This window comes from Streptomyces sp. NPDC059455, assembly GCF_042750115.1.
Classification (GTDB): Bacteria; Actinomycetota; Actinomycetes; order Streptomycetales; family Streptomycetaceae; genus Streptomyces; species Streptomyces endocoffeicus.
This window is the reverse complement of the sequence record NZ_JBHYVB010000060.1, coordinates 20,253-34,246: the sequence shown is the minus strand read 5'-3', so window position 1 is coordinate 34,246 and position 13,994 is coordinate 20,253. Positions and strand designations below refer to the sequence as shown.

At 72.5% G+C, this 13,994-nt stretch carries 13 protein-coding genes and 1 pseudogene; 6 read left to right on the top strand and 8 right to left on the bottom strand.

Translation table 11 applies throughout. The features are described from left to right. The first annotated feature begins 36 nt into the window (after window positions 1–36). Window positions 37–1,590, top strand: a complete 1,554-nt coding sequence (locus ACFXB5_RS22330; protein WP_385210578.1) for a sensor histidine kinase — start codon at window positions 37–39, stop codon at window positions 1,588–1,590. 148 nt (window positions 1,591–1,738) lie between these two features. Here ACFXB5_RS22330 and ACFXB5_RS22325 read toward each other — a convergent pair whose 3' ends face one another. Continuing rightward, on the bottom strand, window positions 1,739–2,299 hold the full coding sequence (locus ACFXB5_RS22325; RefSeq protein WP_385210576.1) for an NADPH-dependent FMN reductase: 561 nt from the start codon (window positions 2,297–2,299) through the stop codon (window positions 1,739–1,741). 138 nt (window positions 2,300–2,437) lie between these two features. On the opposite strand from ACFXB5_RS22325, the gene ACFXB5_RS22320 reads away from it, so the two are divergent. Beyond that, the gene (locus ACFXB5_RS22320) at window positions 2,438–3,433 is read left to right on the top strand and encodes a LacI family DNA-binding transcriptional regulator (protein WP_385210574.1); all 996 of its coding nucleotides are present in this window, start codon (window positions 2,438–2,440) and stop codon (window positions 3,431–3,433) included. Between the two features lie 31 nt (window positions 3,434–3,464). Here the strand turns inward: ACFXB5_RS22320 and ACFXB5_RS22315 are convergent, their stop codons facing one another. Further along, window positions 3,465–4,346, bottom strand: coding sequence for a LysR family transcriptional regulator (locus ACFXB5_RS22315; protein ID WP_385210571.1), 882 nt, complete (start codon window positions 4,344–4,346; stop codon window positions 3,465–3,467). Between the two features lie 80 nt (window positions 4,347–4,426). Here ACFXB5_RS22315 and ACFXB5_RS22310 point away from each other — a divergent pair, with 80 nt between their 5' ends. Beyond that, the gene (locus ACFXB5_RS22310; protein WP_385210568.1) at window positions 4,427–5,422 is read left to right on the top strand and encodes an EamA family transporter; all 996 of its coding nucleotides are present in this window, start codon (window positions 4,427–4,429) and stop codon (window positions 5,420–5,422) included. Next, window positions 5,419–6,051: an NAD(P)-dependent oxidoreductase gene (locus ACFXB5_RS22305; RefSeq protein ID WP_385210565.1), complete on the top strand. Its 633-nt coding sequence runs from the start codon at window positions 5,419–5,421 to the stop codon at window positions 6,049–6,051. Before ACFXB5_RS22310 ends, ACFXB5_RS22305 begins: the two co-directional genes overlap by 4 nt. A 15-nt stretch (window positions 6,052–6,066) precedes the next feature. Here ACFXB5_RS22305 and ACFXB5_RS22300 read toward each other — a convergent pair whose 3' ends face one another. The 3 genes from ACFXB5_RS22300 to ACFXB5_RS22290 form a co-directional block, all read right to left on the bottom strand. Next, the gene (locus tag ACFXB5_RS22300) at window positions 6,067–7,092 is read right to left on the bottom strand and encodes an amidohydrolase family protein (RefSeq protein WP_385210562.1); all 1,026 of its coding nucleotides are present in this window, start codon (window positions 7,090–7,092) and stop codon (window positions 6,067–6,069) included. A 179-nt stretch (window positions 7,093–7,271) separates the two neighbouring features. Beyond that, window positions 7,272–7,832 (bottom strand): GNAT family N-acetyltransferase, encoded by a 561-nt coding sequence (locus ACFXB5_RS22295; RefSeq protein ID WP_385210559.1) that lies wholly within the window; start codon window positions 7,830–7,832, stop codon window positions 7,272–7,274. Between the two features lie 69 nt (window positions 7,833–7,901). Next, complete coding sequence (locus tag ACFXB5_RS22290) at window positions 7,902–9,140, bottom strand: Acg family FMN-binding oxidoreductase (protein WP_385210557.1); 1,239 nt, start codon at window positions 9,138–9,140, stop codon at window positions 7,902–7,904. A gap of 279 nt (window positions 9,141–9,419) precedes the next feature. Between ACFXB5_RS22290 and ACFXB5_RS22285 the strand changes: the two genes are divergently transcribed. Together ACFXB5_RS22285 and ACFXB5_RS22280 are read left to right on the top strand one after the other, a co-directional pair. Further along, the gene (locus ACFXB5_RS22285; protein ID WP_385210554.1) at window positions 9,420–10,094 is read left to right on the top strand and encodes a CBS domain-containing protein; all 675 of its coding nucleotides are present in this window, start codon (window positions 9,420–9,422) and stop codon (window positions 10,092–10,094) included. Window positions 10,095–10,196: 102 nt separating this feature from the next. Then, complete coding sequence (locus tag ACFXB5_RS22280; RefSeq protein WP_385210629.1) at window positions 10,197–11,048, top strand: universal stress protein; 852 nt, start codon at window positions 10,197–10,199, stop codon at window positions 11,046–11,048. Window positions 11,049–11,080: 32 nt separating this feature from the next. Here the strand turns inward: ACFXB5_RS22280 and ACFXB5_RS22275 are convergent, their stop codons facing one another. From ACFXB5_RS22275 to ACFXB5_RS22265, 3 genes and pseudogenes are all read right to left on the bottom strand, one after another. After that, complete coding sequence (locus ACFXB5_RS22275) at window positions 11,081–11,842, bottom strand: class I SAM-dependent methyltransferase (protein ID WP_385210626.1); 762 nt, start codon at window positions 11,840–11,842, stop codon at window positions 11,081–11,083. Between the two features lie 675 nt (window positions 11,843–12,517). Next, window positions 12,518–12,667 (bottom strand): annotated as a pseudogene (locus ACFXB5_RS22270) (MerR family DNA-binding transcriptional regulator); the annotation flags it as partial. Window positions 12,668–12,690: 23 nt separating this feature from the next. Beyond that, entirely contained in the window at window positions 12,691–13,506 is an 816-nt protein-coding gene (locus ACFXB5_RS22265; protein WP_385210552.1) for an alpha/beta fold hydrolase, read from the bottom strand. Between the last annotated feature and the right edge of the window lie 488 nt (window positions 13,507–13,994).

Below are 13,994 nucleotides of genomic sequence, written 5' to 3'. Positions count from 1 at the left end.
CGGACTGTCCGGGGAAACGTCGTCCGGGGAGGCGCCATGAGGCTGTCCACCCGCATCGCGCTCGCGGTCGGCGTGAGCGTGCCGCTGCTGGTGCTGGCCTCCGGCTGGCTGCTGCTGCGTCTGGTCGGCGACGACCTGCGCGCACACCAGAACTCCCAGTTGCGCGCTCGCGCCACGGTCGTCGCCAAGAACGCCAAGGCGTTCCTCGAGGTCGCCGGGACCGACCGCCCGGTCATGGAGCGGGCCCGGCAGCGGCGGCTGGTCAACTCCGCGCGGGACGTGGGCATCCGGCTGACCGCGCCCGGGGGCACGATCTCGGCCGGGCCGCAGCCCGACCCGTTCCCCTCGCTGCCCCGCAACGCCCCGAAGAACGCCCCGAAGCCGGTCACCGTGACCTCCGGTGACACGGACTGGCTGGTCCTGTCGCTGCGTGTCGGTGCCGCGAAAGAGGGCACCACGCCGAATCTGTGGCTGTTCTCGCCGGACACCGCCGAGGAGGAGCTGGCGCTGGTGCGCCAACGGGTCTTGTTCGGGGCGCTGGTGGCCGCGCCCCTGGCCGGGGCCACCACCTGGGCCATCGCGGCACGGGCGGTCCTGCCGCTGCGGCGGCTGCAGCGGCGCACCAGCGGCCTGGACCCCCGGACCAGTACCGTACGCCTGGAGCACACGCCGACCCGTATCGGCGAGGTCGACGACCTGGCGTACACGCTGCAGACCGTGCTCGCCCGCTACGACGAGCAGGTCGAACGCACCGGGGAGGCGCTCGCCACCGCCCGCGCGTTCGCCGCGACCGCGTCCCACGAGCTGCGCACCCCGCTGATGAGCATGCGCACCAACATCGACATCCTCGCCGACCACCCCGGCCTGGACCCCGTCGACCGGGCGGAGGTGCTCGACGACCTGGGCCGCGAACACACCCGGCTGCTGGGGCTGCTGGTGATGCTCAGGGCGCTCGCGCAGGGCGACCTGGTCGAGGCGGACGCGTTCACGTCGCTTGACCTCACGGAGGTGCTGGACGCGTCCGTCTCCGACCTGCGGCGCACCCACCCGGACGCCGAGGTGTCCGTGCGCACCACCCCGGGGCTGCTGGTGCACGGCTGGGAGGAGGGACTGCGCTCGGCGGTGGACAACCTGCTGACCAACGCCTGGACCCACGGCCGCGCCACCGACGGCACGGCCCACATCGAGGTGACCCTGCGCCACTCCGGCGACGGCGATCCGCGGCAGCCGCTCGCCGTGCTCACCGTGGACGACCACGGCCCCGGCATCCCACCCGAGCGCCGCGAGGAGGTCTTCCAGCGCTTCCGGCGCGGCCCGGACAGCCCCGGCTCCGGCCTCGGCCTGACCCTGGTCGCCCAGCAGATCGCCCTGCACCGGGGCCGGATCACCGTACTGGACCGGCCCGACGGACGCCCCGGCACACGCTTCGAGGTGCGGCTGCCGGTCACCGGCGTACGGGACGTGGAGAGCACCCTGCCGCTGCTGCGCCGGGACTGGCTGACCGGCCGCCACGCGCTGCCGACGACGTCCGGCACACGGGAACGCACCGACCCGCGGGTCACCCGTGTCTCGGCGACGTGGCCGGACTAAGCAGGTCGGAGGAAGTCCGCTACGGTTCGGGCAGCGCCCCGAAGGGGCGCGGGACTGTGTCGATGTGCGGCTCCGCCGCGCGGGCGCGACCAGCCACGACGGCGCCGCAGTCGGCCGACGACGCATCGCGCCACTTCCCGCGGAGCGCTTAGGCGGCGCGGACGGTGGCCATCGCGGTGCTCCAGATGGCGACCTGGTCGAGCAGGGTGTTCACGGCCTCGGCCTTGTGCTCGGCGGGGGTGAACGTGCTGAAGTTCTCGAAGTCGGTGAACAGGGACAGCGAGACCTGTGCGCGCACATCGGCCACCTGTAGCTCGGCCATGACCAGGCGCAGATGCTCGACCGCGCGGGTGCCACCGGCGCTGCCGTAGCCGACGAAGCCGGCGGCCTTGTTGTTCCACTCGGCGTACAGGTAGTCGATGGCGTTCTTCAGGGCGCCGCAGGTGGAGTGGTTGTACTCGGGGGTGACGAACACAAAGCCGTCGAAGGAGGCGATCTTCTCCGCCCACCTCTTGGTGTGCGGCTGTGAGTACTGGCCCAGCGACGGCGGAACCGGCTCGTCCAGGAGGGGGAGCCGGTAGTCGGCGACGTCGACGAGCTCGTACTCCGCGTCGGTGCGCCGCCGGGCGATGTCGAAGACCCAATTGGCGACGGCCTCACCGTTGCGCCCGGGGCGGGTGCTGCCGAGGATGATGGCGATCTTGGGCATATGCGTATCCTTTCCGTTCCGTGGCGCGTTCCCAGAGTCGGGCCCGTAACTCGTCCGGTTGGACCGCTGTCCCCCATCGTCCGCTCTCGCGCACGACATCAGCGGATGACGCGACGGCGGGAGCGTATTCTGCCGGGCGTGTCGAGGGTGACGATCGGGGATGTGGCACGGGCGGCGGAGGTGTCGACCGCGACGGTGTCCAACGTGCGGGTCGGCACCGGCCGGGTCTCGGAGGCGACCCGGGCCCGGGTGAGAGCGGTGGCCGGTGCGCTCGGTTACGGGCCGGTGAGCAGCGGCGGGCGCACCCTGGGGCTCGCGGTGACCGCTCATGGCGACAGCGCGTGGGACTTCGCGAGCGTGCCGTACTTCGCCCAGGCCATCAGCGCGGCCACCGTCGCCGCGCATCGGCGTGGCTACGCGCTGATGGCGATGGACTCGGGACCGGCCGAGCACATGTGGCGCACCCTCCCGGCCGCCGGGGTGGTGGTGCTGGACAGTCCCGTCGGCGACCCCGTGGTGCGGGTGCTGCGGGCCCGCGGTCTGCCCTTGGTGTTCGACGGCCGTCCCGGCGATCTGCGGGCGCGGGAGACCTGGGTCGACAACGACCACGAGGCCGTGACCCGCCGGGTGCTGGACCATCTGGCCGGGCGGGGCGCGGAGCGGATCGCGCTGATCGCCGGGCCCACCCAGGAGTACTACAGCCGCGCGAGCGCGACGGCCTACCGGCGGTGGTGTTCGCGGGCCGGTGTGCGGCCGTGTGTGGTCCCGTTCGACGAGGACGACTCCGCGGGGCGGGGGCTGGACGCCCTGCTGACCGGGGAGGGCGGGCCGGACGCGGTGTTCGGCCTGTACGACCCGTGCGGCCGTCAGATTCTGGCGGCGGCCACGCGGTGCGGGCTTTCGGTGCCGGAGGACCTGATGGTGGTGTGCGGCAGCGAGGATCCGGCCTACGGGCGGACCGTGCCGCCCGTGTCGACGGTGTCGCTGGCCCCCGAGCAGGCCGGGACGGCGGCTGTCGACGCGCTGGTGAGCCTGGTGGAGGATCCGCCGCACACACCGCCGCCCGTGGTGATCGGGACTCGTCTGGTGGTTCGTTCTTCCTCCATGCGCCGATCCCGTCGACAGGCATCGTGAGGGCGGGGCGGCCCGGGTCCCGTCGCGTGCGTCAGGATTCCGTGGGCGTGATGCCCAGCGCCGTGAGGAAGGCCGTCGCCGCCGGTGTGCGGGTGGAGCGGCTCCAGATGACGTACTCGACGCGGGCCGGTGCGTCCGCGACCTCGATGGTGACGACGCCCGCGAGATGAGGCGCGTAGGCGGTGGGAAGCATCGCCACGCCGAGGCCCGGTCCGACGAGCCGGGCGATGAAGTCCGCGCTGGTCACTTCGAACGCCACGTCACGGGTGAGACCCGCGGCCTCGAAGGCCAGGTCGGACTGGGCGCGCCCGGCGGTCCCGGCCGGGAGGTCCACGAACACCTCGCAGGAGAGCCTGCGCAGGTCGACCTGTGATTCCCCGGCGAGGGGATGGTCCGGCGCGACCACGGCGACGAGCCGGTCACGCGCGAGTTCATGGGCGGCGACGCCCTGGGGGCGGGCGGTGGTCGGCAGGCCGAGGAACGCCACGTCGAGGGTGCCTTCCCTGACCTGCTCGACGAGTTCGTCGCTGGCACCCACCCGCAGGCTGATGCGCACACGCGGGTACCGCTCGCGGAAGTCGCGCAGCGCGCCCGGGATGTCGACCGCGGTGACGGTGGGGATCAGGCCCACGGCGAGCCGTCCGCGTACCTCCCCGACGGCCGCGGCGACCTCGGCGGCCGCGCGCTCGGCGGCGTCCAGGCACTGGCGGGCGGCCGGGAGGAAGGCCGCACCGGCCGGGGTCAGCCGCACCCGGCGGCTGGTGCGCTCGAAGAGTCTCGCACCCAACTCCTTTTCCAGCCGGGCGATTTGGTGGCTGAGGGCGGACTGGACGACCAGACACCGTTCCGCGGCGCGCGTGAAGCTGTTCGTCTCGGCGACGGCGACGACGTACCGCATCTGCTGAAGCTCCATGCATCCATCGTGGATCGAGATCGATGAGGTGACAAACATGTGTTGGACTCATCAATGGCCCCGAGGCGAGACTTCGAGGCATGACACGGCACACCACAGAAGTGGTTTCCGGCGGGGCCGGCGGTGTCCGCCACGGAAACCTGCCACGCACCGCCCTGACGGCGCTCGCCCCCTCGGTGTGGGGCACGACGTATGTCGTCACCACCGAGCTGCTCCCCGAGGGACATCCGCTCTTCGCGGGGCTCCTGCGCGCGTTGCCCGCCGGACTGATCGCGCTGGCCCTCACCCGGACGCTGCCGCGCGGCGCCTGGTGGGGCAAGGCCGCGGCGCTCGGCGTGCTGAACATCGGGCTGTTCCTCCCGCTGCTGTTCGTCGCGGCCGAACGCCTGCCGGGCGGCGTGGCCGCCACCTTGGCGGCGGCCCAGCCGCTGGTCGTGGCCGTCCTGGCGGTCACCGTGCTCCATGAGCGCCTGTCGCCGTGGCGCCTGCTGTGGGGTGTGACGGGCGTCGTCGGCGTCGGTCTTGTGGTGATCGGGCCGAACGCGGCGCTCGACACCGTCGGGGTCGTGGCGGGCCTCGCGGGCGCCGTCACGATGGCGCTCGGCGTGACGCTCACCAAACGCTGGGGGCGCCCCGCCGGGGTCGGTGCCACCACCTTCGCCGGGTGGCAACTCACGGCGGGAGGGCTCTTCCTGCTGCCCCTCACCTTCCTCGCCGAGGGGGCACCTCCCGCGATCGACCTGCCCGCCGCGCTCGGCTACCTCTGGCTGGGACTGGTCGGCGGTCTGATCACCTACGCCCTGTGGTTCCAGGGCATCACCAGCCTGCCCGTGGCCTCGGTCGCGGTTCTCGCCCTGCTCTCACCGCTGGTGGCCGCCGTGCTCGGCGCCATCGTGCTCGACCAGACGCTCGGCCCGATCCAGCTCGTGGGATTCGCGCTCTCGCTCGCCGCGATCGTCGCGGGACAGCTTCCGCCACGCACCCGCACCGGCTCACGGGCTCGCGCCCGGACGCCCGAACACGACTCCGTCTCCACTCCCGCCTCCACCTCCACCCCGGAAGGGTCACCTCGATGAAGATCGCCGTTGTCGGAGCCGCCGGCATGGTCGGCTCGCGTGTCGTCAGCGAAGCCGTGCGCCGGGGCCATGACCTCGTCGCGGTGTTCCGCAAGGAGCCGGCGGCCGCCCCGCCACCCGGGGTGATCGCCATGCGGGGCGACGCGAACGACCCCGACCACATGAGCCGGCTGTTCGCCGGAGCCGACGCGGTCGTGGCCGCGACCCGCCCCGCCCCCGGTCACGAGGACACCGCCGTCAGAACCACGACGGCGCTGCTCACCGCGGCCGAGACGGCCGGGACACGCATCCTCGTCGTCGGTGGCGCCGCGCCCCTGCGGAACCCGGGCCACCCCGACCGGCTCGTCCTCGACAGCCCGGAGTACGTCCCCGAGCCCTTCCGTGCCATCGCCGCCGCCAGCGCCGCGCAACTGGACGTCTGCCGGGCCCACTCGGCGGACTGGATCTACCTCAGCCCACCCGCCCTCCTCGAGCCCGGCCACCGCACCGGAAAGTACCGGCGCGGCACCACGACCCTCATCACCACGGCCGACGGCGCGTCCCGCGTCTCGGCCGAGGATCTGGCCGTGGCGGTCCTCGACGAGCTGGAGAACCCGAGCGAGGACGCGCACTTCACCATCGGCTACTAGGACTTGTCCGGGCGATCATGTGCGAAGCCAGATGACCAGAGCGGCTGTAGTGGCAGTGCCGAGGAAGACGTAGCCGCGTTTGTCGTAGCGAGTGGCCACGGCCCGGCACTGCTTCAACCTGTTGATCGCCCGCTCGACCGCGGGAATCACCCGCAGCGGCAGCCGGTCCGAGGCGGCCAGGTCGGCGTAGGCGCGGAGTCCGTCGGTCTCGGTGGCCGCGTCCATGTACGTGGTGATGCCGTTGGACGCCGCCTGGCGGAGGGCCTTCGCCGCGGCGGCGAGCGCCTTGTCCTCGTCCGGCGGCGGGATCACCGCCGCGACGATGTCCTGCGCGGCGTCCTTCAGCAGCCCGGACGGCGCTCCGGCCGCGTCGTGGACGATATGGCCACCGGCCGGGTCCGGGGTGCTCGACGTGATCTTCGCCAGTTCCAGGGCACGCTGGTTGACCCACATGTTGTGGGCGTCCGAGCCCTTGAGCGCGATCGGCCGGCGGGTCGGCAGCGCGTCCAGGATGCGGTGGTGGGTCTCGGTCCCGGCCGGCAGGCCCACCGGATTCCAGTCCTCCACCACCAGCCATCCATCGGGCTCCTGGTCCTCGCTCGCGTTCAGGAAACCAGTGAGCTTCGCCTGGAGCGCGGCGACGGTGTACGTCTCGTTGCCCAGGGACGCGTTGAGCGAGCGCCACCCGGCCTCCAGGCAGTGGGCATGGGCGTCGATGATCCCCGCCATGACGGTGCCGCCGCGGGCGTCGACGAACTCCGTGTCCCTCCCGGCCAGTCGCCGCACCACGGACGCCGGGCCGACCGCGAGGATCCTCCCGTCCCTTCCCACGGCGAAGGCCTCCTGCTGTGGCACATACGGCAGCCCGGTCAGCACCCGCCCACCGTGGATGATCGTCGCGGCCCGCCCCGGACGACGGGATCCGGACGGAGAACGGCCGGAGGCCGTGAACGCGGCGGAGGGGGCCAACCCGAGTGCGCCCGCGACACCCACCGCGCCCGCGGCCGACAGAAGACGGCGACGCGCCGGGTCAAGGCTCATGCTCACTCCCTGAGTGTGATGAGGTGTGACGCGTCAGCCTTGGTGATTAAGCCCTTAAGCACCAGCGCCCGGCGCTGCCGATATGGCCCGTGGGCGAGGGTGTCCACAACGGATTCCGTAGCCGCCTGTCTGCACTGGACGCACGGTTTCCTCCCCCGGTTTCCTCCTTCGCCGCGTGGCTACCGGCGCTGTTCCCAGGCGGCCCGGCTGAGCTCGTACTCGACCTCACCGTGTTCGGATCCCTCGATCGCCTCCGGCCACTCCTCGGTGAAGGTACGGAGGAACGACAGGCCCGACTTCTCCATCACGCGCCGGGACCCGGTGTTCACGGCCATGGTGTTCGCGGTGACCCGTTCCACGCCGAGGTCGGTGAAGCCTTTGTGGATCAGGGCCCGGGATCCTTCCGTGGCGTAGCCCTTGCCCCAGGCGGCCTGGTTCAGGCGGTAGCCGAGCTCCACCACGGCGGGGCTGTGGTCGTCCAGGGGGCGGAACTCGAACCAGCCCAGGAAGGTTCCGGTGGCCTTCTCCTCGGCGGCCCAGTAGCAGCGGGTCCCGAGGGCCGGGTGGTCGTGGAGGAACCGTGGCAGGGTCTTCGTGAGGATCGTCTCCCGGCTCGTCGGCTTGCCACCGGTGAGGAAGCGCATGACGTCGGGGTCGTTGTCGAGCGCGAAGAGGTGGCCGGCGTCGGCGTCGGTGAACGGGCGCAGCGCGAGCCGTTCGGTTTCCAGGAAGACATCCATGCCGCGATCCTCACCACCGGACGGCCGGGCCCGCCACCGGATATTCGCGGCGGGCCGTCGCGGCCGGGGCTACGGCTCGATGTCCAGGACGTCGCGCACCGGCCGCCGCGGGGTCTGCCTGCCCCGGGGGCCGTACCCCAGCCGCAGCACCATCTGCACATGGGCCATGGCCGACGTCGGGTCGCGCAGTGGCCAGCGCAGATCGTGCCATTCGAGGGCCTGGGTGACGAACGAGGCGGACAGTCCCGCCAGGGTGGCGCGCAACAGCACCCGCTCCACCGCCTGGCCGGTGCGCAGCCAGTCCACCGGGCGGTCGCGCGAGGTGGACAGCAACGCCAGGTGGGGGAAGGTCTCGAAGTCGGCGGTCGGGCGGCCGGGGATGGACTTGCCGCCCGCGAAGTCACGTACGGGGGCCTTGCCGATCCGGCGGCGGGGCCCGAAGGCGTACTCCGGAACGCCTTCGGTGGCCGGCCGGGTGTCGTCCGTGGCGCGGGTGAAGCGGGCCAGGTCCGCGGCGGCGCCGGCGTCGGTGAGGTTGCGGGCCTCGGCCTCCAGCGCCAGGTCCACGACGTACTGGAGATGCCAGCCGGACACGAAGGACAGCGAAACGTGCTCCCGGTGCGCGGCGCCGACGAGGGCGCTCCGCACGGACGCGGGGATCTCGGTCTCGGCGAAGGGAAACCGGCTGGTGTGCCGGGTGCGCACGGCCGGGTACAAGTCGGCCGGATCGGCCTCGTCACCGAGCGGGCGGGTCAGTGTCAGGGAGGCCAGCAGCATCGGGTCGACGGGGTCGGGCAGCAGCCGGGTCGCCGCCTCCCAGCCCTCGTGGGCCACCGCGACCCGCAGGTTCATCAGGGCGGCGCCACAGCCGATGTGCAGGGCGCGGAGCTCGGGGTCGGTGTGCGGCAGAGCGCCCCGCAGATCGGCCCTGAGACGGAAGACGCGGCTGCGCCGGGAGTACTCGAACCGCCAGGGCTGGGCGTTGTGCATCGAGGGCGCGGCCGTGGCGTCTTCCACCAACGACATGACCACCGCTTCGGAGAGCGAACGAGCGCCGCGGTGTGCCGCCGTGGAGCCGCGGTGGCCCGTCCCTTCCCGTTGCCGTTCCGGTTCGTGCCCGGTGGGGTGAATGTGTGCGTCCGGGCCGGGGAACACAAGGGTGATCTGATCCGAGTCCGACCACCGCACGTCGTAGGGAGGTGTCCCGTCGTCATGGTGGAGTCCGACGATCTCACCGTCCCGTTTGGTGGCACCGGTAGTGGGGCTTTCGACAATCAGTTGGTCGCCGACATGGGCACGCATCGACATCCCGCCTCTCCTGCCTGACGCCGTCCACTGTGACACCGCCGGTGGGCGGTGTCCTGGGGGCGGAACGCCCTCGGCCGAGGGGCCGGATGGCCCCGTGGTGGGCCGTGTGGCCGGGAGAGGGAGCCATGAGGCTCATTCGGCGGGGCGGGCGAGCTGGCAGGCTCGGTGAAGGAGCCGGGCTCGGTGAACTCAGTGAAGGAGCCGGGCTCGACGAGGGAGCCGGGCTCTGCGACGGAAACACCGGCCGACCCACCGCGCGTGTGCGAGAGGAGCCGGAACATGCACCACAGAACGGTCGGAGACCTCATGACGCGCCCGGTGGTCCAGGCGCCCCGTGACATGCCGTTCAAGGAACTCGTGGCGCTGCTCGCGGAGCGCGATGTCACCGCCGTGCCGGTCGTGGACGCTTCGGGACGCCCGATCGGCGTGGTGTCCGAGGGCGATCTGCTGCGCAAGTCGTCCGGCCAGGCGGACCCCTCCGGCCTTCTGCCGGTCCCGCACCTGGAGGCGTGGGAGCGCGCGAAGGCGGAAGGGGCGAGGGCGGAGGAGCTGATGTCGGCGCCCGCCGTGTGCGCGCGTCCGGAGTGGACCGTCGTCGAGGCGGCCCGGGTGATGTCGGACCGGGGTGTCAAGCGGCTTCCCGTGGTGGACGAGACCGACAAGCTGCTCGGCATCGTCAGCCGTGGCGATCTGCTGCGGGTGTTCCTGCGCCACGACGACGCGATCCGCGACGAGATCGAAAGGGATCTGCTGCGGCGGACCCTGCGGCTGGCGCCCTCGGCCGTGACGGTGGACGTACGGGAGGGCGAGGTCACGCTGGACGGATCGGTCGAGGCCAGGAGCCTGGTCCCGGTCCTCGTGCGGCTGTGCCGGGGCGTGGACGGGGTGGTCTCGGTCACCGATCACATCGCCTACGGCACCGATGACACCGGCGGCTCCGCCCTGGCCGCGTGAAACCCGGAAAACCCGGAAAACCCGGGGAACCCAGGAAACCCGGCAGGAGGCACCACCATGGAACAAGCCCCCATGGAACAAGCCGCCGCGGAGCAAGCCGCCATGGAACAAGTGGTCGCCGTGGGCCTCGACGGTTCGCCCGAGAGCCTGGCCGCCGCGCACTGGGCCGCCGACGAGGCGGAGCGGCGTGAGCTGGCGCTGCGTCTGACGCACGCGTGGATCCTGCTGTCCCCGCCCACACCCGACAGCCCGGCGGCGGACGACCAGAACTACTGGTCGAAGCGGATCGTGCACGACGCGCACACCGAGCTGGCCCGTGACCATCCAAAGCTGACCATCATCGAGGACCTGGTGGCGGACGAGGCCGAGACGGCCCTGCTCGACGCGGCGGCGCACTCCCGCATGCTGGTGCTCGGATCGCGGGGGCTGGACCGGGTGGCCAGCTTCTTCCTCGGTGACATCGGGCTGCACACCATCGCCCGCGCGGAGCGGCCGGTGGTGCTGATGCGCGCGGGGCGGGAGGCCGATGGACACGAGCGGCGTGTGGTCGTGGGCCTGAGCCTGCACGGCCCGCAGGACAACCTCCTGGAGTTCGCCTACGTCACCGCGTTCACCCGCGATGTGCCACTGCACGCCGTCCACGGACGCAAGCCCGACCGGGCCCACACGGCCGCCGGGGGCGATGGCACGGCCCGGGACACTATGGAACGGGCGCGGCGGGAGCTGGACGAGGTGCTGCGGCCGTGGCGGGAGAAGTTCCCCCGGGTGCGGGTCGTCGACGAGGTCCGGCCGGAGAGCCCGGCCCAGGCCGTCGTCCAGGCCGCGGCCGACAGCGATCTGCTGATGGTCGGACGGCGCAAACACCCGCCCGCGCTGGGGCCCCGCCTGGGGCCCGTGGTACAGGCGGCGGTGCACCACGCGAACTGCCCGGTCGCCGTCGTCCCGCATGAGTGAGTGCGCTCGACGCCGGTGCACCCGAGTGCTGGTCAGGGACGGGCGGCCACCAGTAGGTCCACCAGATAGGTCTCCTCCACCCTCTCGTCCGGGAAGAGCTCGCGCAGCCGACCGCGTTCGTCGGCGAGAAACGCCTGGGTGCCGGCCTCTCCGAGGACGAGAAACGCCGAGTGACTGGTGAGGTTGGCCAGGTGGGTGTCGAGGGAGACGACGCGGCTCCAGCGCACATGGCGGCGGCTGACCCGGAGATCGGAGAGGCCCGCGAGCTGGGCGGCGCGGCTGTCGTCGGGACGCACCTGAGGGGTCGACCCCACATCGGAGTGGGCCGCGACGCGCTCGGCCTGGGCGGCGATCCACGGCACGTCGAAGGCGGTGGTGTTCCACCAGACCGCCAGCGCGCCACCCGGCCGCAGCACACGCAGCGCCTCCGGAACGGACCGGTCGGTGTCGGTCCAGTGCCAGGACTGCGCATACGTGATCAGGTCGCGGGAGGCCTCGGCGAGGGGCAGGGCGTTGCCGTCGCCCCGGACGATCGGCACGTCCGGAAGCGTCCGGCGGAACTGAGCCGCCATGCCCGCGCCCGGCTCGACGGCGATCACATCGGCGCCACGCTCGCGCAGGAGGGCGGTGGCGATTCCGGTGCCCGCGCCGACATCGGCGACGCGGGCGCCCGCGAGGGGGCGCCCGGCGAGCTCCTCGACGGCGTCGAAGAGGGCGGGCGGGTAGGAGGGTCGGTTCGCGGCGTACTGGGCGGCGGCCGCGTTGAACGAATGGGCACGCGAGGTGGCGGTCATCCCCCCATCCTCACCCGTTTGGCCCCGCCTGCCGAGCCCCCCGTGGTCCGGCCGACCCCGGCCGACGCGCCCGACCTTGGTCCAGCCGGTCCAGCCCCGCCGCCTCAGCAGCTCGATCAGCCGGCGGGCCGACGGCATGGTGTCGAACGCCAGGGTGTCCATCACCCTGACCAGCGGCGGCTCGATCTCGGCATCGTCGATGTAGTCCTCGCCCCGCTCCTCGGCCATCCCGGTGAGGTAGGCGGCCAGCTCGTCGGCCAGCCCCTCCAGCCGTGGATCGTCGTCGGCGCGGTCGAGCGCCCGGCCCAGGGTGCGGTAGAAGCCGATGAACCGCGGGTCGGCGATCTGCTCCCGCTTGCGCGCCATCCACTCCGGGACCCGCTCGGGTGCGTGCGCGGCCAGCGGGATCCAGCCGTCGCGCTCCACCTGGACGATCCGCTCATCGACCCCGAGCGCCCGCAGCCGGTCGAGAAACGCCACCACCTCCGGGGGCAGCGCCAGGCTGTCCCCGGCGGCCAGGCGGGCGATCCGCGCTCGGTGCCGCTGCCGCTCCCGGATCTCCGCCCGCAGCCGCTGGTCGATCTCCGCGACCGCCGCGGCGAACTCCTCCTCACCGGCCCGGAGCAGCTCCCGTACGCGCGCCAGCGGAACCCCGGCCTCGGTGAGGGTCCGGATCCTGATCAGCTCGACGACGGCGTCGGCGCCGTACCGCCGATAGCCGGAGTGATCCCGCTCCGGCTCCGGCAGCAGCCCCTTGGCGTGGTAGTGCCGCACCGCGCGCACCGTCACTCCGGCGTACGACGCCAGCTCGCCGATGGTCAGCATCGGACCAGTCTCCTGGAAGTCGTCTACGAAGCCACCTCGTCGGCCGGGTGGTGTGCGCCGCGGATGATCTCCGCGATCTCCCGGGCGTGGGTGAAGACCAGCCGGTGGCCGGTGTCGAACCAGGTCGCGGAGGTGTCCGGCCGCTCGTGCACAAGCCGGTCGATGCCCGCGCGCCAGAGCCGGTTGTGCCGGGGCGCACGCCCTTCGGTGCTGTCGCCCGCGATCGCGGCCGACATGACCATGTGGATCGGGCGGTCGATCCTCCGGTACCGGTCGAGGATTCCGGCCCGCACCACATCCATCTCCACCTGCAGCTCGAGGATGTCCCGGGGACCGAGCAACACCTGACGCGCGGTGCCCCTGGCCCGCTCGATCTCCCGCCACATGGCCGGGTCCTCCGCCATCTCGCGGAACTCCGGCAGGTCGGCGTCGGTGATGAACGGTTCGGGCAGCGGGTTCGCCCCGTCGATGAGGACCAGCCCGGCGACGGCGTCAGGGCACTCGGAGGCGTAGTGCACGGCCAGGTCCGCGCCCAGCGAGTAGCCCACGAGCACGGGCGGCGCGGGGAAGTGAAGGCGTCCCGACTCCGCCAGCACGGCGAAGAGATCGCTCCGAAACGCGTCGAAGGAGTACCGGTCGGCGGCCGAGGCGAGGCCATGGCCCCGGAGGTCGAAGGTCACCACGTCGTGGTCACGCCGCAGGAGTTCGATCAGCTCATGCAGATCGGCCTGGGTGGAGTTGAGGCCCGGGCACAGGACCAGCGGTCGTCCGCGACCGCCCCGGGACACCGGGATCGTGACACCGTCGTGGTGGACGGTGAAGTGGCGCGTCGTCGTCATGCCGCCCATGCTGCGAGGTTGCCCCTGCGTCAGGGTCAACCACCACGGCGGCCCCCACCACGGAGGGCGCGCTCTACAGGGTGTCCGCCGCGTGGCAGGGCTCCGCCCCTGGACTCCAGGGCCTGGGGCGGAGCCCCGGTTACGGTGCCTGGGACGAAGCCCCGGCTGCGGAGCCAGGGACGAAGCCCCAGTTACGCGGCCAGGGACGAAGCCCCGGCTGCGGAGCCTGGGGCGAAGCCCCAGTTACGCGGCCAGGGACGAAACCCCAGCTGCGGAGCCTGGGACGAAACCCCAGCTGCGCGGCCAGGGACGAAGCCCCAGCTGCGGGGCCAGGGGCGGAGCCCCAGTTACGCGGCCAGGGACGAAGCCCCAGTTACGCGGCCAGGGACGAAGCCCCGGCTGCGGGGCCTGGGGCGGAGCCCCAGTTGCGGGAAGGGGCGGGGAGGGGTAAGCCTCCCCCCGCCCGCGTCAAGATGCGCCCGTCGCGC